Annotated in this window: 11 protein-coding genes and 1 pseudogene; 4 read left to right on the top strand and 8 right to left on the bottom strand. The window is 70.1% G+C overall.

Annotated elements, in window-relative coordinates:
* Positions 1-24: 24 nt before the first annotated feature.
* The 5 genes from AC16DP_RS34385 to AC16DP_RS34365 form a co-directional block, all read right to left on the bottom strand.
* Complete coding sequence (locus AC16DP_RS34385) at positions 25-768, bottom strand: phosphatase PAP2 family protein (protein ID WP_329734615.1); 744 nt, start codon at positions 766-768, stop codon at positions 25-27.
* A 143-nt stretch (positions 769-911) separates the two neighbouring features.
* A complete protein-coding gene (locus tag AC16DP_RS34380) occupies positions 912-2,177 on the bottom strand; it encodes a L,D-transpeptidase (RefSeq protein ID WP_329734614.1) in 1,266 nt (421 codons plus the stop codon).
* 97 nt (positions 2,178-2,274) lie between these two features.
* Positions 2,275-3,504: a hypothetical protein gene (locus AC16DP_RS34375; protein ID WP_329734613.1), complete on the bottom strand. Its 1,230-nt coding sequence runs from the start codon at positions 3,502-3,504 to the stop codon at positions 2,275-2,277.
* A gap of 75 nt (positions 3,505-3,579) precedes the next feature.
* On the bottom strand, positions 3,580-4,791 hold the full coding sequence (locus AC16DP_RS34370) for a tetratricopeptide repeat protein (protein WP_329734612.1): 1,212 nt from the start codon (positions 4,789-4,791) through the stop codon (positions 3,580-3,582).
* A 52-nt stretch (positions 4,792-4,843) separates the two neighbouring features.
* Positions 4,844-6,907, bottom strand: a complete 2,064-nt coding sequence (locus AC16DP_RS34365; RefSeq protein WP_329734611.1) for a hypothetical protein — start codon at positions 6,905-6,907, stop codon at positions 4,844-4,846.
* Between the two features lie 271 nt (positions 6,908-7,178).
* Between AC16DP_RS34365 and AC16DP_RS34360 the strand changes: the two genes are divergently transcribed.
* On the top strand, positions 7,179-9,080 hold the full coding sequence (locus AC16DP_RS34360; protein ID WP_329734610.1) for a serine/threonine protein kinase: 1,902 nt from the start codon (positions 7,179-7,181) through the stop codon (positions 9,078-9,080).
* 40 nt (positions 9,081-9,120) lie between these two features.
* On the opposite strand, the pseudogene AC16DP_RS34355 reads toward AC16DP_RS34360, so the two are convergent.
* A pseudogene (locus AC16DP_RS34355) lies at positions 9,121-9,411 on the bottom strand (golvesin C-terminal-like domain-containing protein); the annotation flags it as partial.
* A 476-nt stretch (positions 9,412-9,887) separates the two neighbouring features.
* Between AC16DP_RS34355 and AC16DP_RS34350 the strand changes: the two are divergent.
* Complete coding sequence (locus tag AC16DP_RS34350; RefSeq protein WP_329734608.1) at positions 9,888-15,194, top strand: trifunctional serine/threonine-protein kinase/ATP-binding protein/sensor histidine kinase; 5,307 nt, start codon at positions 9,888-9,890, stop codon at positions 15,192-15,194.
* Between the two features lie 41 nt (positions 15,195-15,235).
* Entirely contained in the window at positions 15,236-16,414 is a 1,179-nt protein-coding gene (locus AC16DP_RS34345; RefSeq protein WP_329734607.1) for a cyclase family protein, read from the top strand.
* Positions 16,415-16,428: 14 nt separating this feature from the next.
* Here AC16DP_RS34345 and AC16DP_RS34340 read toward each other — a convergent pair whose 3' ends face one another.
* Both AC16DP_RS34340 and AC16DP_RS34335 read right to left on the bottom strand, forming a co-directional pair.
* Positions 16,429-16,644, bottom strand: coding sequence for a hypothetical protein (locus AC16DP_RS34340; RefSeq protein ID WP_329734606.1), 216 nt, complete (start codon positions 16,642-16,644; stop codon positions 16,429-16,431).
* Between the two features lie 174 nt (positions 16,645-16,818).
* Positions 16,819-17,976: a tetratricopeptide repeat protein gene (locus AC16DP_RS34335; RefSeq protein ID WP_329734605.1), complete on the bottom strand. Its 1,158-nt coding sequence runs from the start codon at positions 17,974-17,976 to the stop codon at positions 16,819-16,821.
* 227 nt (positions 17,977-18,203) lie between these two features.
* Here AC16DP_RS34335 and AC16DP_RS34330 point away from each other — a divergent pair, with 227 nt between their 5' ends.
* On the top strand, positions 18,204-18,407 hold the full coding sequence (locus AC16DP_RS34330) for a hypothetical protein (protein ID WP_329734604.1): 204 nt from the start codon (positions 18,204-18,206) through the stop codon (positions 18,405-18,407).
* Positions 18,408-18,516: the final 109 nt, after the last annotated feature.

Genomic DNA, 18,516 nt, shown 5'->3' with positions numbered 1-18,516 from the left:
GCCGCGTGGACACCTACCTGCGCTTCACGAGCCTGCTCGGCGTGAGCCCGGGAAGCAATCCCGGCTGCTGAGCCGTGCCTGCTCCCGGGCCCCGGGCCTGGCATAGAAGAGGGCCCACACGGCCAGGGCCAGCAACAGCCCCGCCACCCCGTCCACCACGTAGTGCTGCTTGGTGGTGAGGGTGCTGCCCCAGATGAGCGCCGCCCACGCGATGAGCAGCGGGGCGCGGCGATCCCCCTCCCCCGCCACGGCGAACGCCGAGATGAAGGCGGCCGCCACGTGGAGGCTCGGCAGACAACTGGCGGGGCTGTCCAGCTCGCGGAAACGGGCCATGGTCCAGTGCACGAAGGGCGAGGCCTGCTCCGGCACGGGGAACAGCGCGCGCGGGTAGGCCGTGGGCCACATCCAGTGCACCAGCGTGGACACGCCCACCACCGTGAAGAAGGCGTAGATGAAGCGGGCGGTGCTCCCCGGCTTGCGGCACAGCGAGAAGGCGGTGAACACCAGCGCGTAGGCGCTCAGGTAGAGCCAGAGCGTCAGGGGCAGGAAGGGAGTGACGCGGTCCAGCCACGTCATCGGCAGCTGCACCGGCGGGGCGAGGTGGATGCGGTTGGGCAACCCGTAGAGCAGCGCGTGCAGGAGCGTGGCCATGACGGCCAGCACGACCTTGTTCCGCCGCTCGAGCCACGAGGAGACGTCCGACACCGAGACATGCCAGCCCTGGGTGAAGGCGGGAGGACCGGGGAAGATGGACCTGAGCGGGGTCATGATGCCCTCCAGGACTGCAAGCGCCCTGCCTTCCGGCCGTCAGGGGGTGGAGGTGCGCGAGGACGCATCCCTTGCGCACTGGCGGGGCTCGGACGGCAAGAGTTGCGTCCTGCATGCCCATCCCTGGCGGGCCTGATGTCAACCTAACGAAGGGGCGAGACCTGTGCAGGACCGTCCCGGGGCCCGACTGGCTTGCCGCCCTCCAGAATGGCCCGGGTGACGGGACGCCGCTCGACGAGCACCCACAGGCCCGTGCGCCCGGCGGGCTCGGGCGAGTAGGCGTGGAAGCCCCTGGGCAGCGGGGGCGGTGCCCACTCGAACAGCCACGCCGCGTCCTTCACGGACAGGTTCACGCAGCCGTGGGTGACGGCGTTGCCGAAAGCGTCGTGCCAGAAGGCGCCGTGGAGCGCCTGGCCCCGGTGGAAGAAGAGCGAGTGGGGCACCTCCTCGACGACGTAGGGGTCGCTCTCGGGGCCGTGCATGGTGTCGTGCACCACCTTGTGCCAGACGCGGAAGAGCCCCTCTTGCGTCGGGGTGGCGGCCTTGCCGGTGGAGACGAGCGTGGCCATCACCGGCGTGTCGCCCTCGTACGCGGTGAGGACCTGCTCCGACACCTCGACGTGGACCCAGCGCTCGTCCGGCTTCACCTGCGGCGGGCGCTCGCGAGGGAGGACCAGCCGCACGTCCTGGCGCGGCAGGGCGCCTCCCGCGACGAGCACCCTCCCCGCCTTGTCGATGCCCTGGAAGGTGAAGCGATCGTGCTTCTGGGGGGCGAAGGGCACGCCGCCGTCCGGGACGCCCGCGTCACCGGCGGGCACCGGTTTGGGGCCCCGGAGAATGAAGGCCAGAGGCAGGGTGGGCAGGTGCTCTCCCGCGAAGGTGCTCGGATGGGCGAGCCGCACGTCGGAAGTGGACACGTAGCCACCGCCGGGCCGTCCGAGCCAGCCCGCGTCCTGGAGCTCCGGCTCGTCGTGGAAGGCCACCACGTGCGAGGCCTGCGCCTGCTCCAGCACCGGGGCGTCGGCGCGGGGATCCTCGCGCACCACCGCCCCACCCTTCTTCACCGTTCCATAGACGTAGGGCAGCGCCACACCGGGAGGCGGCGTGGCGCGCGAGGGGGGATTGAGCTTCAGGTTCGCCAGGCGGATGGCCCCATCCCCGCCGAGCAGGGCCCAGCCCTCCGGAGCGTCACAGGCGGGCACACAGCCGGTGATCCACAGCTCATCATCGCGCGCCACCAGCCCCACCACGGGCGAGTCCGGGGAGGGCTCCCGACGCACATACGCGGACTTCACCAGCACCCAGGCGCGGAAGGGCGCCGTCGGACCCGCCTCGTCCTCGTCACAGGCGCCCAGTGCGCCCGCCAGCAGGGCGGCAATCAGGGGGAACGCCTTCGTTGCACGAACCATCCTCACACCCTCGTTCCAGCACACACCGGGACGAGAAGCATGCGGCGTACCAGCGCGCTGTCATGAGGCGCTCCCGGGCGAAGTAAGGTACGGGCCCCTATTGGCCATAGTTGACCGTCATCGGATCATCGAGCGCGAGCGTCACCGGCTGGACCTGTGCCCGCCCTGGCTCGGTGTAGCGCACGCCGGGGGTGGGGGCATTGCCGGGGCCTCCCGGGTTGTAGAAGGCGCCGTAGGGCCCGGTGGCGGGAATCTCGACCGCGGTGAGGGTCCGCATCGCCACCTCGTCACCGTCGAGGACGATGTCGATGTAGTTGTCCCAGTCCTCGACGTAGCAGTCGTCGTAGTTCACCGCGTCGGAGGCCACCAGGCCCAGGTCGGCGAGGCCGACGACGCGGAGCTTGCCGCCAGCGACGGTGTAATCGACGCCGGCGCGATCAACCACGAGCGTCGTGCCGTCGGGCTGACGCAGGTGCAGGCGGAAGAAGCGCTCGAACTCGTTGGGGCGCAGGCCGCGGACGCCGTCTGGAGAGAAACCACCCGAGGTGTAGGTCCGCAGCCGGTATCTGGCGGCGTTGCCATAGAGGGCGACGCCATCGTTGGGGAAGGGACCCGCGAGCGGAGGCGGGCCGCCCTCGCCCAGTGTCGAGTAGCGGGTGAGCTTGGCGGCGACGAGCGAAGGCCCGGCGACATAGGGGTTGCTGCTCTCCTTGCCGAGGCCGACCGCGCTGACGGGACCGTTGGGGCCCACGAGCATCAGCGGCTTGTCATCGGCGACGACCTCGACCCGCACCGGATAGAGGGCGCCCTCTTCGCCGGGGCGCAGGCGGTTGCCGAACTCGCCGAAGACGACGGCGACCTGCCGCTCGTTGTACTCGTAGTTGGGCGAGAGGGTGGCGTAGGCGGGGGTGACCGTGGTGCCGTCGTTGAGGTGGATCGCGAAATCGGTGGGCGCCAGCGTCGAGGGCAGGAAGGGCCAACTGAAGACGATGGGCATCGCGTCGGCGTGCTCGACCGGAAGTCCCATGTTGGGCTCGACCGATGAGGTGAGCACCCGCCGGGAAGGGGACTCGCCGTGGGTGCAGGTCACGCTGTTCCACGTGCCGCCAGCGGCGCGCACCTCGGCTTCGCCACCTTTGACGCCGATGATGCCTTCAAAGCCGTAGCCGGCCGAGAGGATCTCCGGCCGCGGCGAGAAGAGATCGGCGTTGATCAGCGTGTCTCGCTGGATGACGCGGTTGGCCACGTGACTGCAGCCAATGGCGCCTGACAGGGCGAGGGAACCCAGCGCGAGGCTGAGCATACGGGCTGGCGAGGGATGGAGCATGGCGTGACCTCGATTGGAGCAGCGGTTGAGGTCCTGGACGATAGCGCCTGCTCGTTCGCGGCTGGAGATCAACCCTCACTCCTCCGGGGTGATCACCGCCGTCCGTCCGGGCTCGGGAGGCTTGGGCGGCTCCGGGAGGCGCGTCTCGATGGGCCGGCGCTCCTCGAGCTCCGCGGCCCGGCCACTCGCCGTGAGCGCCTGGTTCACCGCGGCGAACTGCGAGTCCGTGGCCAGCCGCTCGAGCAGCAGCTCCCGCCCGAAGCGCGGCGAGGCCGTGACGAGCAGCTCCACCACCTCCTGGGCGGGCCGCCCCAGCCGCAACATCAGCTGGGCCTGGCGCAGCAGCGGATCCGCGAACCAGCGATTGGCCTCGGCGGCCCTCCGGTAGGCCTCGAGCGCCTCGGGCAACTGCCCCCGCGCCTCCAGCAACAGGCCCGCGTAGTAGTGGGACATGGGGAGGTTCTCATCCCCGGCCTGCGCGTAGACCCGCAGGGCCTCGTCCTCCCGCCCGAGCGCGAACAGCGCGCTCGCCTTCCCCGCGAGGAACGGCTTGCGCTTCGGATCCGTCTCCAGGTGGCTCCCCAGCAGCTCCTCGTAGGAGCGCAGCGCCTCCTCGTAGCGGCCCTCGTCGAGCTGCAGCGCCGCCAGGTCCTCGAGCGCGAAGTACGCCCGCAGCCGGTCCTCCCGCGTCTCCCGCTTCGCCACCACCTCGCCCAGCGCCGCGAGCTTCGTGTCCGCCGCCTGCCGCTCCGCGAGCGACTGCTCCCGCGCCTTCTTCCAGTCCCCCTCCTTCATGAGCGTGGCCAGATCCTCGGGCGTGGGGACGTGGACATGAAGCATCAACGTCTGCTTCACCTGCGCCTCGCCCTCCTGGACGAGCACGCCCACCTGGTGGAGGCCCGGCGTCTTCGGAGCCACCCACACCGCCGCCGGTCCGTTCTCCTGCTCCAGCCGTCCCCGCGCCGCCACCCAGGTGTAGCGCCGTGCACTGGCCTCGCCCGAGCCGCCTTCCACCTCGCAGCCCAGCTCCACCCGCCCGCCCACGGGCACGTCGTGCGGCGACGCGGTGAGGCGGACGATGCGCAGCGGAGCCCCCACCGGCCGTGAGGCCAGCGCCGGCGCCGCCCCGGCACGAGGCGCGGAAGCCCCGGCCACGGCCTGCTCGGGCACGGGCGGCTCCCCTGCCCCGCGCCACACGGCGAGACCTCCGCCCAGCACCGCGGCGAGCCCCAGGCCCATCACCACCCACCGGGCCCGCCCCGGACGCTGACTGTCTGCCGACGTCATCCTCGCTCCTTCCCGGAGGCCCGGGCGGAAGGGGCCCGGGCTCCGGTCCGGCTCACTGCTCCGCCCTCAGCCAGGTGAGCATCCGGTTGGCGAGCGCGGAGGTGAGAATCTCATGCTTCTCGTTGTAGTCGTTGGAGGCCCAGTCCTTCCACTGCGTGGGAGCGAGCGAGCTGTAGTTGACCGGGCAGCTCGAGCTGGCCGCCTCCGGGTTGAGCGCGTTGCCCGTCACCGCCAGGGCCGAGTCGGCGTTGATGAAGGCCGGCTCGAACTGGAGGCGCAGCCGGAAGGTGCCGCACAGCGAGGCGCCCTGGTCCGTGTTCACGTCGGCCCCGGAGATGCTGCGCGAGCCCGCCACGCAATCGCGCTGGCCCGGCTCCCAGTCCCGGTCCTCCGAGCAGAACCACCCGGTATAGGTGAAGTCATACAGGCGCGAGTCGCTGCCCATCTTCGTGTAGCCGTTGGTGGGGTTGGCGTCGCCGAAGGCCAGCGCGTAGCGCGGAATGGACGACGTGGGCCAGCCGATGCTCCCGTAATACAGAGCGTGGTAGCTGCTGGTGCTGCCGCACGTGGAGTTCTCCGGCTCGTTGTCGCAGGAGCACGTGGTGGCCATGCTGTAGGACAGGTCATACGCGGGCGGCGAGGTGAGCTTGCGCCGGCCGGTATTCGTCTCGGGCTGGTGGCACAGCAGGAGCGTCTGGACGCCGCGGTAGGCACGGCCCAGGTTGGCGCCCAGCTGCGGCGAGTCGATGGAGTACCAGGCCTTCACCTTGCCCAGAATCCCGTTGGTGTTGTTGTGCAGGGTGTCGCGCAGCACGATGCCGCCCTGGCTGATGCCGGCCACCTGCACCTTGCTGCCCAGGGGCATGCGGCCGAGGATGTCATCCACCCACGCGGAGACCTCGCCCCGGAACCAGCCGAGCCGCTGGTTGCCGTCGCCGTGCTTGCCGATCATGACGTCGTAGCCCTCGGCGTTGAGCGTGCGCACCAGGTCGCCCATCAGCATCAGGTAGTTGGCGGTGGAGTCCGTGTTGAGCGGATCGAACCCGGTGATGATGAGCAGCGGCTTGTCGAGCGCACCGCTCTGCCAGTAGTCGAGCACGGCCCGGTACGAGGTGGTGCCGCCGTAGGTGACACTGAAGCCGCTCTGCCGCGTCTGCCGGGGCGTCACGTCCGAGCGCTTGATGAAGACGTAGGTGCCGCTGGTGACGGCGGTCTCGCCGCCCATGAGCGGATAGGTGGAGACGCTGTAGCCCGCGGTGTCACCGCCGAAGCGGGTGCCGCGCAGGGAGGGCGTCGAGGAGCAGCCCACGGCCGAGAAGGCCCACCCGTCATTCGCGCTGGAGCTGGTGCTGACGGCGGTGGTGGAGCCGTTGAAGGTGCCGCACGTGTAGTCGAGCGAGTACATCAGCTCGGGGCGCAACTGATTGAAGAGACCATCGCGGATGTTGACGTAGACGGCCGCGGCGCCCGGGCGGGTGAAGCGCCGGGCGGAGAAGCTCGCGAGCGAGGCCTGGTTGTAGCTCACCGGATGGGCGACGGTGTTCTGCCCCTCCTGGAAGCCCGCGGTGGCCGAGAGGCCATTGTCCGCGCCCGCGCCGTAGCCTCCGGTGACGGTGCCGTAGTGGAACTCGAAGGCACCGTCGCTGAAGAACTTCACCTTGAAGGTGTAGCCCCCGGCGGTGGACTGCCCGTAGTGGTAGAGATTGCGCCACTCCACCACGTAGGCCGAGCCCACCTGGCCCGCGTACACGTCTCCGCCGGCGCCCGGGTTCCAGTCGTCCCACATGGGGGAGATCGTCCCCGCGGGCGCGACGGCCGAGCCCGACCACGAGAACTGGGGATTGCTGATGCTGCTGGCGGTGGTGCTGCCGAGCACCAGGTAGCCGTTGCTCGACACCGTCACCTGCGTGAAGGTCTTCCCATAGAAGGGAAAGGCGAACGGCAGGTTCACCACTTCCGAGCAGTCGTCACACCCCGACACCGTCGCCAGCAGGGACGGGGCCGGGTTGGCGTCATACGCCACCGTCGACGGGTTGTAGTGCGCGCGGGCGCTTCCGGCGCCGAGTCCCACCACCAGCGCGGTGAGCGGCAGGCTCCATTCGAGTGTCCGATTCATCCAGGCTCCCCTCTGGCCGCCAGGAGGGCAGCCAGGCATCCTGGCCTTCAGGGTAGAGCCAAGAAAACCCGCGAGTCCAGTGAGTCTGTACGATTTGCCCTGGGCTGCCCGGAATGCGGGATCTCACCGGGGAAGCGCGGGGGGCCCCGGGATGTCCGCGCGCGAACAGCCGGACGCGCCGTCTGTCTTGCAGCAGCAGAAGCGATCGACGGCCCGCCTACCCGCTTGCCCCCGGGCGGACCACATTGAGCTGCCTCGGGGGGCAATCTCCATGATGCTCGGCAAGTACCAGCTGGTCAGCAAGCTCGCCACGGGGGGCATGGCCGAGGTGTACCTGGCCCGAGCCGATGGCCCCATGGGCTTCACCAAGGCGCTGGTGGTCAAACGCATCCTGCCGCACCTGGCGGAGGACCCGCAGTTCGTGGAGATGTTCATCGCCGAGGCCCGGCTGGCCGCGCAGCTGAACCATCCCAACATCGTCCAGATCTTCGACTTCGGAGAGGCGGACGGCACCTGGTTCCTGGCGATGGAGTACATCGACGGGTTGAACCTGCGCGTGCTGGCGAAGCGGGCCCGGGCCGTGGAGGTGCCCCTGCCGCCGGCCTGTTGTGCGCGGATCATCGCCAGCGCCTGCGAGGGATTGGCCTTCGCCCACGACAGCCGGGATCCGGAGCTGGGCGTGCCGCTGGGCCTCATCCACCGCGACATCAGCCCGGACAACATCCTGCTGTCCCATCAGGGCGCGGTGAAGGTGGTGGACTTCGGAATCGCCAAGGCGGCGGACCAGGGGCATCGGACACAGACGGGGGTCATCAAGGGAAAGCTGGCCTACATGCCTCCGGAGCAACTCCGGGGCGCCGCGCTGGATCGGCGGGTGGACGTGTACGCGCTCGGCATCGTGCTCTACGAGTTGCTCACGGGGCACAAGCCGTTCGACGCCACCACCGAAGCGAGCATGGTGCAAGCCATCCTCCACGAGCCCTTCATCCCCGCGGAGAAGCGGCAGCCGGATCTCCCGGTGGCGCTGAGGAACATCCTGGAGCGGGCACTGGCCAAGGATCGGGATCAACGCTACCCGGACTGCCATGTCTTCCAGGCGGACCTCGAGCGCTTCATGGTGTCGACCGGAGAGCCCGTTGGCACCTGGCACCTCGCGCAGCTGATGAAACGGGTGACGGCCTTGAGCGAGGCCGCGGTGACGGAGCCCATCTCCGGATACACGCCGGGCAGGAACACACCCGCCAAGGGCACACCTCCCAAGGGCATACCGTCCAAGACTCCCGCCAAAGGCACGCCGCCCAAGGGCACGCCGCCCAAGGGCATGCCTTCCAAGACTCCCGCCAAGGGCATTCCCAGCAGCCCACAGGAGCCCAGGCCGGAGCTGGTGACGAGCATGGAACGTCCCGCTCCCACCCTTCCCACGCGCAAGGAGACCGAGATCCCAGCCGAGGCTCCCGCGTCCGAGCCGCGCCTGGAGCCGGACGAGCGTTCCGCCAGACACAAGCTCGGAAAGCGCCTGGTGGCCGTGGCAGCGGGAGTCGCGGTGCTGCTCGTGCTGACATGCATGGCCCGGCGTGACGAGACACCCGGCCCCCAGCCGGTCGCGCTCCAGGAGCCGGCCGTGTCCACGCCTCGGGCAACGGCTCCACCACGGCAACAACCGCCAGCACCGGCTCCGCTCCCGAAGGCAGCGGAAGCGGAACCCGCCCCTGAAAAGCCCCAGGAGACAAAGACGGAGACGCCCGCGGGAGCCATCGCTTCCGCCGACCCCTCCGTGATTCCTCCCGCTCCGGAGACGAAGCGTCCGGAACCCACACAGGAGATCGCGCGTCCGGAACCCCCACCGCCCCCGCGGACTGGCCCCAGGAAGAACCCGTCCATCAAGGGACCGAAGAACCGGCCCATCGTCGTACCGGTCCTCGACCTGGAGCCCGCGCAAACCAGACAGAAGCCAGGCAGCCTGGAGTTCCGCATCCGGCCCTACGCCATCGTGTGGGTCGACGGGAAGCGCCTTGGACAGACACCGCTGCCGCCCTACGAGCTTCCCGCCGGGAAGCACATGGTGCAACTGGTCAACGAAGAGCAGGGAAAGCACATCACGCTGCAGGTCGAGATCCAGGCCGGCAAACCCTACATCCTCAAATACAACCTGGGCCTGATGGGCGAGGAGTGAGGCACGGCCCCGAAGCCGTGCCCCACCCCGCTTCAGTGCCTCACCGCACCTGGATGGCGTCGGCGACGACGACGTAGCCCGTCGTGGTCCAGCGGCTCAGCTGCACCTTGTTCCAGCCGGCCGGGAAGCTCCACGAGCCGAGCGTGTTCCACTGCCCGCCGTTGATCTGCTGGTTCACGCTCACCGTGGCCAGGTTGGTGCCGCTGGCGTTGGTGATGATGAAGGGCGCGGTCGTCGAGCGGTTGGTGCCCGCGGTCCACCGGGCGTCGATCGTCTTGGTGGCCGGCGCCGACAGGTAGAAGAAGAACACCGCCGGATCCGACACCGCCTGCGTGGTGGCGTAGCCGCGCCCGGATCAGCGGCCGCACCGTGTCCACCGGCCGCTCCAGCCGGCGGGCCGGGAAGGTGTAGAGGCCCGTCAGCGTCCGCAGCCCCTCGGGCCGGCGCATCACGTTGTAGGGCTCGTACACCAGCCCCTCCCGGGTGCGCACCAGCTCGCCCGTGCCCTCTCCGGTACCGAGCGCCTCCGTCCACTCCAGGGCTCCGGTGGAGGAGCGGAGAGATTCCGTCGCGGGCTCCCGCGGGGCCTCCGCCAGCGCGGCACCTCCCGCCAGCGAGACTCCCCACATCATCGTCATGAACGTCGACCGCACCTTCGAGCGCATGGACGGCTCCTTGGAGAAAATCACAGCACGTGCGGACACACCTTTGCCCCTGTGCGCTCGGGGATTTCGTGGGAGTTCCGTCCGCCCTATCCGTAAAACTCCTATATTCCTTCGCTCGGTGGCCGGGTCTATGGAGTCCAGGATGATGGAACTGCCGGGGTACGAGCTTCGAAGTCTGTTCCAGACGACGAACAACAACCTGTTGTTCCATGCGGTGCGTCAGGCGGACCGGCTGCCCGTCATCCTCAAGACGCCGCGCTCGGAGCAGCCCGGTCCCCGCGAGCGCGCCCGCTACCAGCGCGAGTACACCCTGCTGCAGCGGCTGCGCGGCACGGCCGGAGTCATCACCGCCCATGGCCTGGAGGTGCACGCGGATCGGCCCGTGCTGGTGCTGGAGGACGTGGGCGGCAAGGCGCTCTCGGAGCAGGTGGGCGCGCCCTTGGAGCCCTCCCGCTTCCTGGCCATCGCCGTGCCCCTGGCGGACATCCTCGCGGCGGTGCACCGGCGGGGCGTCATCCACAAGGACATCAAACCGGCCAACATCCTGCTCTCGGAGGGAGGGCGGGTGTGGCTCATCGACTTCGGGCTGGCCAGCCCGCGGCAGTTGGAGCACGTGGAGGCCGCGGCGGCCCCGCTCATCGAAGGCACGCTGCCCTACATGTCCCCGGAGCAGTCCGGGCGGATGAACCGGGCGGTGGACTACCGGACGGACTTCTATTCGCTGGGGGTGGTGTTCTACCAGCTGCTCACCGGACAGCAGCCCTTCCGGGGCCGGGACGCCCTGGAGTGGGTCCACGCGCACGTGGCCCAGGCGCCCGTGCCCCCGAGCCAGCGCGTGCCCTCGGTGCCGCCCCTGCTGTCGGCGGTGGTGCTCAAGCTGCTCGGCAAGGCCGCCGAGGATCGCTACCAGAGCGCCGAGGGGCTGAAGGCGGACCTGGAGCGGTACGGGGAGGGGCTGCGGCGGGGCGAGCCGGAGGAGTTCCCCCTGGGGCAGCGGGACTTCCCCGCGCGCTTCCAGGCCCCGCAGTGCCTCTACGGGCGCGACGCGGAACGGCAGACGCTGCTGGAGGCCTTCGAGCGGGTGGCCCGCACCGGGAAGACGGAGTGGGTGCTGGTGCGGGGCTACTCGGGCATCGGCAAGTCCTCCGTCGTGCACGAGTTGCACAAGCCGCTGCTGGGGCGCCGCGGCTTCTTCCTCCGGGGCAAGTTCAACCCGCTGCAGCGGGACGTGCCCTACGCCACGCTGGCCCAGGCCATGCGGGCGCTCGTGCAGCAGATGCTGGCCGGCAGCGACGAGGAGGTGGCCACCTGGCGCCAGCGTCTGCTGGAGGCCTTCGAGGGCCTGGGGCAGGTGCTGGTGGCGCTGGTGCCTCAACTGGAGCAGGTGGTGGGCAGGCAGGCCCCGGTGCCGGAGCTGCCACCGGCCGACGCGCAGAACCGCTTCCACCGCCTCTTCCTGCGCTTCCTCGCGGTGTTCGCCACCACCGGGCGGCCGCTGGTGCTCTTCCTGGATGATCTGCAGTGGGCGGACTTCGCCAGCCTCGCGCTGCTGAAGTACCTCGCCACCCACCCCGACACCCCTCCCCTGCTGTTGATCGGCGCCTACCGGGACAACGAGGTGAGCGCCTCGCACCCGCTGGCGCTGACGCTGGCGGAGACGCAGAAGGCGGCGGGGCGGCTGCTGGACATCCACCTGGGGCCGCTGGCTCCCGAGCAGACGCGGCGGCTGGTGGCGGATGCCCTGCCGGGCGCCACGGACGCGCTCGTGGAGCCGCTGTCCGCGCTGGTGCAGGAGAAGACGGGGGGCAACCCCTTCTTCCTCCTCCAGCTGCTCCAGACGCTCTACCAGGACGGAGGGGTGACGCGCGGGTCGGACGGCGCGTGGCGCTGGAACGAGCGGGCCGTCCGGGCGCGGGGCTACTCGGACAACGTGGTGGAGTTCATGGCCGGGCGGCTGCGGGAGCTCCCCCTCCCCACCCAGCAACTGCTGCGCCTGGCCGCGTGCGTGGGCGATGCCTTCGCCCTGGAGACGGTGGCCCTGCTCTCCCGCCAGGAGGCCCCCGAGGTGGAGCGCGGGCTCGAGCCGGCGCTGCAGGAGGGGCTGCTGGTGGAGACGGGCGCCCAGCAGTACCGCTTCCCGCATGATCGCATCCACCAGGCCGCCTATGCCCTCATCCCCGAGGAGGAGCGCAAGGCGGTCCACCTGGAGATCGGCCGGCGGCTGTGGAGCCGCCTCTCGCCCGGGGAGCTGCACGAGCGCCTCTTCGAGGTGGTGGGCCAGCTCAACGCGGGCGCGGAGTTGATCTCCAGCGTGGAGGAGCGCTCGCGGCTGGCGCGGCTCAACGCCGAGGCGGGCGCACGGGCCAAGGCCTCGGTGGCCTACCGCTCGGCCATTGGCTACTTCACCATGGCCTTCTCGCTGCTGCCCGGCGACCCCTGGCGGACGGCGCCCGCGATGGCCTTCTCGCTGCGCCTGGAGCAGGCCACGTGCGAGCTGGTGAGCAGGAACAGCGAAGGGGCCAGCGGGCTCGTGGAGGAGCTGCTCACCCGGGCCACCACGCGCCAGCAGATGGCGTCCGCCTACCAGCTCAAGAGCACCCTCCTCCTCACGCGCAACCAGGGGGCCGCCGCCGCCGCCTGCCTGCTGGAGTGTCTGGAGCGCTTCGGCGTGAGCATTCCGCCCAGGCCCACCTGGGAGCAGGTGATCGCCGCCCACCAGGAGACCGAGGCCCTGCTGGGCAAGCGCCCCGTCGAGAGCCTCCGCGAGCTGCCCCCCATGACGGATCCGGACATGAAGACCGTCATGGAGCTGCTGGCGGCGCTGACCTGGCCCGCCTTCTTCTCGGACGACAAGCTCCTGGCCCTGCACCTGTGCCATGCGGTGGCCCTGACGCTCCGCCACGGGTACACCGCCGCGGCCGCACCGGGCTACGCGTGGTACGGCACGGTGATCGCCAGCTACTTCAAGGACTATCACCGGGGCTATGCCTTCGGGCGGCTGGCCTGTGAGCTCGTCGAGAGCCCCGACGGCGCGGCCTGGCGGGGCAGGACGATCTTCACCCTGGCGCACGCGAGCCTCTGGGTGAAGCCCATCCCCGAGGCGATGAAGCTCTACCACCGGGCCTTCCAGCAGACGCTCCAGTCGGGCGACTACCAGGTGGCGTGTTACTGCTGCCTCTTCATCACGACGGTGCAGCTGCTCTCCGGCACGGACCTGGCCGAGGTGGCCCGGGAGATGGTCGTGCGCAAGGACTTCGCGCACAAGGTGGGCTACCCGCAGCCGGAGGACATGATGCGGGTCTCCCACGCCTTCGTGCAGCAGATGCGGGGGCTCACCGTGTCCTTCGACTCGCTGAGCATGGAGGGCTTCGACGAGAAGACGTTCGAGGCCCAGCTGGGCAGCCGCATGCCCACGCTGCGCTTCTGGTACGCCATCATCACGGCCCGCTCGTGCCTCATGCGGGGCGCCTACGAGGAGGCCCGCCAGGCCGCGCAAGTCGCCAGGGGCCTGAGCTGGTCCAACTTCGGGCGCATCCAGCAGCTCGAGTACCACCTCTACCGGGCCCTGGCCCTGGCGGCGAGCTACCGGGGAGGCCAGGCGGAGCGGCAACGGGAGGATCTGAAGGAGCTCCAGGGCCACCACCAACAGCTGGACGAGTGGGCGCGGCACTGCCCGGAGACGTTCCGCGCCCCCGAGCGGATGGTGGCGGCGGAGCTGGAGCGCCTCCAGGGACGGGTGGACACGGCCCCGGCGGTCTACGAGGAGGCCATTCGAGCCGCGCACGAGCAGGGCCTCGTCAACCACCTCGCGCTGGCCTGTGAGCTGGCCGCGCGCTTCTGGGAGGAGCGGGGGCTGGACGCCCTGGCCCGCTTCTACGCCCGCCGGGCCCGCGAGGCCTATGTCCAGTGGGGTGCCGACGGCAAGGCGCGGCACCTGGAGCGGCAGTGGTCGCTGCTGACGGGCGCGCCGGCCTCCAGCCACGAGGACTCCACCAGCTATGACTCGGACTCGGCCCAGCTGGACGCGCTCACCGTCGTCAAGGCGCAGCAGGCCATCTCCTCGGAGATGGATCTCGGGAGGCTGGTGGCCACGCTCATGCGGGTGGCCCTGGAGAATGCCGGCGCCCAGCGGGGTGCCCTGCTGCTGCTGCAAGGCGGGGCGCTGAAGGTGGAGGCCCTCGTGGACTCCGTTCGCGGAGCGCTGGAGCCCACCCCGCCGGAGGGGGCGCCCCCGGTGCTGCCGTGGACCCTGCTCTCCTACGTGCGGCGGACGAGCGAGCCCGTCCTCATCAACGACACCTCCGAGGCCCACCCCTTCGCGTCGGACATCTTCTTCGCCCACAGCCGGGCGCGCGCCGTGTTGTGCCTGCCCTTGATGCGCCAGGAGCGGGTCTGCGGACTGCTGTACCTGGAGAACGCGCTCACCACCGAGGCCTTCAAGTCCGGCCGCATCACCCTGCTGCGGCACCTGGCCTCCCAGGCGGCCATCTCCGTGGAGAACGCGAGGCTCTACACCGAGGTGCAGCAGGCCGAGGCGGCCCTGCGCCGGGCCAACGAGGAGCTGGAGCAGCGCGTGGAGGAGCGGACGCGCGAGCTGAAGCAGGCCCAGGCGCGCCTGGTGGAGACGGCGCGCTCGGTGGGAATGGCCGAGGTGGCCTCCAATGTGTTGCACGACGTGGGCAACACGCTCACCAGCATCGTGGTGGACACCGAGCAGATGCACCACACGGTGGAGGCCTCGCGCGTGGACCGGGTCGACAAGGTCTTCCAACTGCTGGCCGAGCACCGGCCCCACCTCTCGGACTTCCTCGAGCACGACGAGCGGGGCCAGCACCTCTTCACCTACCTGCCGAGCCTCGCGTCCGAGCTGAAGATGGAGCGCGAGTCCTTGCGGCAGGGCCTGAGGACGCTGGGGAAGAACGTGGAGCGCGTGCGCACCATCATCCAGCTGCAGCAGACGTACGCGACGTCCACGCTCCTGGTGGAGGAGTGCGAGCTGCCCGAGGTGCTGGAGGAGGCCCTGCGCCTGCAAGGCGGGGCCCTGCGCAAGACGGGCGTGCGGGTGGAGAAGGAGCTCGCGCCCATCCCCCGGGTGAAGGTGGACAGGCACCGGCTGCTGCAGATCCTCCTCAACCTGATCAGCAACGCCTGGCAGGCGATGGAGGCGGTGGATCCCGGGCGGCGCACCTTGTGGCTGGGCCTGCACACGGAGGGAGCGTGGATCCGGATCCAGGTGCGGGACACCGGCCAGGGCATCGCGCCCAACGTGGCCCGGCGCCTCTTCAACCATGGCTTCACCACGCGCAAGGGCGGCCACGGAATCGGGCTGCACTCCAGCGCGCTCGCGGCGCGATTGCTGGGGGGACAGTTGACGCTGGAGAGCGCGGGACCCGGACAGGGCGCCCTCGCCACGCTCGAGCTTCCCATGACGGCCCACATCGACGGTTGAAGCGCTTTCCCCTACCCTGGCCGGCGGAGGGTGGGAACAACATGAAATGGATGAACGTGATCGCGGTGACGCTCGCCGCGGGTGCCCTGAGTGCTTGTGATTCGTCGGCCATGCGCTCCCCGGAGGATCTCCAGTCCCAGCGCGAGCGGCAGCTCTTGAATGATCCGCTGCTGAGCGATCCCCTGCTGAGGGATCCGCGGCTGAATGACCCGCTGCTGCTGGATGAGTCGCTGCTGCATGCGCCGACACCGCCGTGGCCCGCCGGTGACGAGCGCGGAATGGGCAACACGCAAGGGGTGGCCACGCGCATGCGCTGCGCGGCGTACCTGATCAACCCGAAGTCGCGGGAGTACGAGCTGTCGCACGTGCGCTCGGAGACCATGCCGATGTCGCCGTTCGCCGTTCCGCTCGACTACGAGTACGAGCCGACGTTCGGCCCGCCGTACTCGCGGCACGCGGTCAACGGCGAGACGATCTGCGGGGAGCCCGCGGGCCAGGGCACGCAGATGGACGCGATCGGCCACTTCGGTGTGCTGCCCCAGCCGTGGGATCCCGCCACGGGCCCCATCCCCTCGCAGAACGCCGTCTACTACAACGGCTACACGCAGGCGCAGGTGAAGCCGGCTCCCGGCTCGCCCCTGCTCAAGCTGGGAATCGACAAGGCGCCGCCCATCGTCACCACGGCCGTGCTGCTGGATGCGCGGACGTACGTGGGCGGGGGCAACCGGCTCGCGGGAGGCCAGCTCATCACCGCGGCCCACATCCAGGGGATGCTCCAGGCCCAGGGGCTGGGCTGGCGCGGCATCCTCCCGGGCGACGTGCTCTACATCTACACCGGCTGGGAGGAGCTCTGGGAGGATCCGAGCGTGACGGGGACCTACTACTCCCAGGCGCCCGGGCTCTCCGTGGACGCGGTGAACTACATCGCGCAGAAGGCCATCGTCGCGGTGGGCCTCGACGCGCCCTTCGTGGATCCGGTCAACCCGGGCCAGTTGCAGGGCCAGGCGCCGCCTCCCGCGGGCACCCCGCCAGGGCTCCCCTTCTACGCCCACCACTACCTGCTGAGCCAGGCGGGCATCCACCTGCTGGAGAACGTGCGCCTGACGGCGATGGCCCAGGACAGGACCTGGCTCTCCTGCACGCTCGTGCTGCCGCTCAAGGAGCGCGGAGGCTCGGGCTCGGCGATCCGGCCCGTGGCGTACGGTCCGCCGCGCCCGTAGAGCGGGCGGGAAGGCTACTTCCTGGGAAGCTCGCAGACCGGCGGCTCGGCGGCGTTGGCGGAGGGAGCCAGCGCCTGCCGGGCCTTCACCACGAGGGCGAGCATGCGCTCGGCGACCGTCACGCCGCCTGAAGCGACCTCGACCGCCGCCCCGATGAGCGCCAGGGCCCCCGCCACCACCACGGCCCCCCGGGCCTTGCGCTTCCGCGTGGGAGTCTTCTTCTTCACCATCGCGTGCCCTCCCCCCTGAGCCCGGGAGTCACTGCGAAGGCGGTGCCAGCCCGCCGCGAGCGGCATGGCGGATGGTGGTCAGGACCGCCCGCCGGAGGGGCAGCCGGATGCCCACCCTGGGAAAACGTCTTCCCTCCTGGGGCACATCCGGGCCGTGCAAAAGGACCTTCCCACTCAGAGCGAAATGGTGCCCGTGTCACCCTCCCCCTCGAGCGGCACCACGAAACGCAGCACGTACTGGTGCAGCCGCTCGCGGGCCTCGGGCTCGAGGGAGAGCACCACGTGGGGCGCCCGCCGTGCGAGCACCTCGTAGAGGATGAGCTCCTTGCCGTAGCCATCCTCCACGATGCGCAGGAGGCGCTCCAGGGCCGGGTCCTTCGGCTTTCCCTCCTCCTGGAACCGCGCGTAGACGGCGCCGAGCAGGCCCAGGCACTCGTGCTCCTCGATGTGGGTGGGGTGGTGGTCGCGCTCGCCCGTCATCTCCACGCGATGGGACTCCTCGCCGAGCCACAGCGCCTTGCACAGCCCATGGACGAGCCAGGAGGACTCCGGGTCGACATGGACGGAGACCCCCTTGCCCTCGACGCGCGCGAGGGCCCGGGGCCGCAGCACTCGCGGCTGCAACCGGATGCCCAGCGTGTCCGCGTTCTGCTCGAGGGCGTGCATCACATACGGGTGCTCGGGGCGCAGCGTGAGCGCCCAGGCGTACATGTCACGCGCCTCGGCCATCCGGTCCAGATGCACGAGCGCGGTGCCCCGGAAGAAGTAGCTGCGATGGTCGTCGGGGTTGATGCGAGCGGCCCGCTCGTAGCGCGTGAGCGCCGTCTTCGGGTGCCCCGAGAAGAGCGCCGCGTCCCCGAGATTGAGGGCCGCCAGGTAGTTGCCCGGCTCCTTCTCGAGCGCCTGGGCATACAGCTTCTCCGCCTCCGCGTAGCGCTTCGCCCGGTAGTGCACCTCGGCCTGCTGGATGAACGCCATCGCCTCGGGATTGAACGTCGCCGGCCGCACGACCCGTGAGCCGTCCGCGGACTGCTCGACCACGGGTACGTCGAAAGGCTCGGGGCCATGGGGCCAGACGGCATCCACGAGCTGCTCGGGAGCAACGCCCTTCAGACTCTCGAGGTCCTCGATGAGGTACTGCACCGGCGAGGCCTCGATCCGCTTCATCAACTCCGGAGGCGTGAGGAAGTCGCGCGACCGGGTGTCCGGTACCGTGCGCCCGCTCCGCGCGACGGCCTCTCCCGAGCCCTCCCGGGAGAGGGGCCTGGGCGCGGTGGCGCAGGCGGACGTGAGCAACAGGACGGCAACCCAGCGCGAGCGGCGACGAGACATGGCTCCCCCTCTTCAGCGTTGACGGCGGAAGAGGGAGCCTAGCACCAGACGCCGCCCCCTCGGCGAGTGAGCAGGCGTTTGTCGGGCCCGTGGCATCCGCGACCGCATTCCCGGGTGTGCTCCCGTTCGCCGATTTCCAGTGACACCCTTCACAGCCGGCGCACGCGCGGCACGCCGGGGTTTCATGTCGAAAGGGGCCGGAGAGCTGCCCCGGAGTAACGACAACCATGAACTCGAACGAGAAGAGCGCTGTGATGAGCAACACGGACCTGAAGAACCTCGAGCGCATCACCGCGTTCCACAACGCGGTCGGCCGCTTCGACGTGGCGCTGGGCCGGTTGACCAACGCCGTGCCTGAGTCCGTGGCATGGAATTCATCTAGGGCGGCTCCCCCGTTTCGCCATCGCATCAATCACTACAGTTGCGAGTGATTTACCTGCTCTGAGAGGTGCGCTTGCGGTAGTGACAGAGCTTGGCAATGGCTTGGTGACGGCGTCGCCAGAAGCTCCAGTGGAGCGTGAAAGTGCCTGGGGGTTGCCA

This window comes from Archangium sp. (genome assembly GCF_057119385.1).
The sequence above is the reverse complement of the archived record's forward strand: the minus strand, read 5'-3'. Positions and strand labels throughout refer to the sequence as shown.

Excerpts from the sequence above, each read along its gene's own strand:
- AC16DP_RS34385 (WP_329734615.1), bottom strand. The coding sequence starts at position 768 with ATGACCCCGCTCAGGTCCATCTTCCCCGGTCCTCCCGCCTTCACCCAG.
- AC16DP_RS34330 (WP_329734604.1), top strand. The coding sequence starts at position 18,204 with ATGAACTCGAACGAGAAGAGCGCTGTGATGAGCAACACGGACCTGAAG.
- AC16DP_RS34360 (WP_329734610.1), top strand. The coding sequence starts at position 7,179 with ATGATGCTCGGCAAGTACCAGCTGGTCAGCAAGCTCGCCACGGGGGGC.
- AC16DP_RS34370 (WP_329734612.1), bottom strand. The coding sequence starts at position 4,791 with ATGACGTCGGCAGACAGTCAGCGTCCGGGGCGGGCCCGGTGGGTGGTG.
- AC16DP_RS34350 (WP_329734608.1), top strand. The coding sequence starts at position 9,888 with ATGATGGAACTGCCGGGGTACGAGCTTCGAAGTCTGTTCCAGACGACG.
- AC16DP_RS34340 (WP_329734606.1), bottom strand. The coding sequence starts at position 16,644 with ATGGTGAAGAAGAAGACTCCCACGCGGAAGCGCAAGGCCCGGGGGGCC.
- AC16DP_RS34375 (WP_329734613.1), bottom strand. The coding sequence starts at position 3,504 with ATGCTCCATCCCTCGCCAGCCCGTATGCTCAGCCTCGCGCTGGGTTCC.
- AC16DP_RS34380 (WP_329734614.1), bottom strand. The coding sequence starts at position 2,177 with ATGGTTCGTGCAACGAAGGCGTTCCCCCTGATTGCCGCCCTGCTGGCG.
- AC16DP_RS34335 (WP_329734605.1), bottom strand. The coding sequence starts at position 17,976 with ATGTCTCGTCGCCGCTCGCGCTGGGTTGCCGTCCTGTTGCTCACGTCC.
- AC16DP_RS34365 (WP_329734611.1), bottom strand. The coding sequence starts at position 6,907 with ATGAATCGGACACTCGAATGGAGCCTGCCGCTCACCGCGCTGGTGGTG.
- AC16DP_RS34345 (WP_329734607.1), top strand. The coding sequence starts at position 15,236 with ATGAAATGGATGAACGTGATCGCGGTGACGCTCGCCGCGGGTGCCCTG.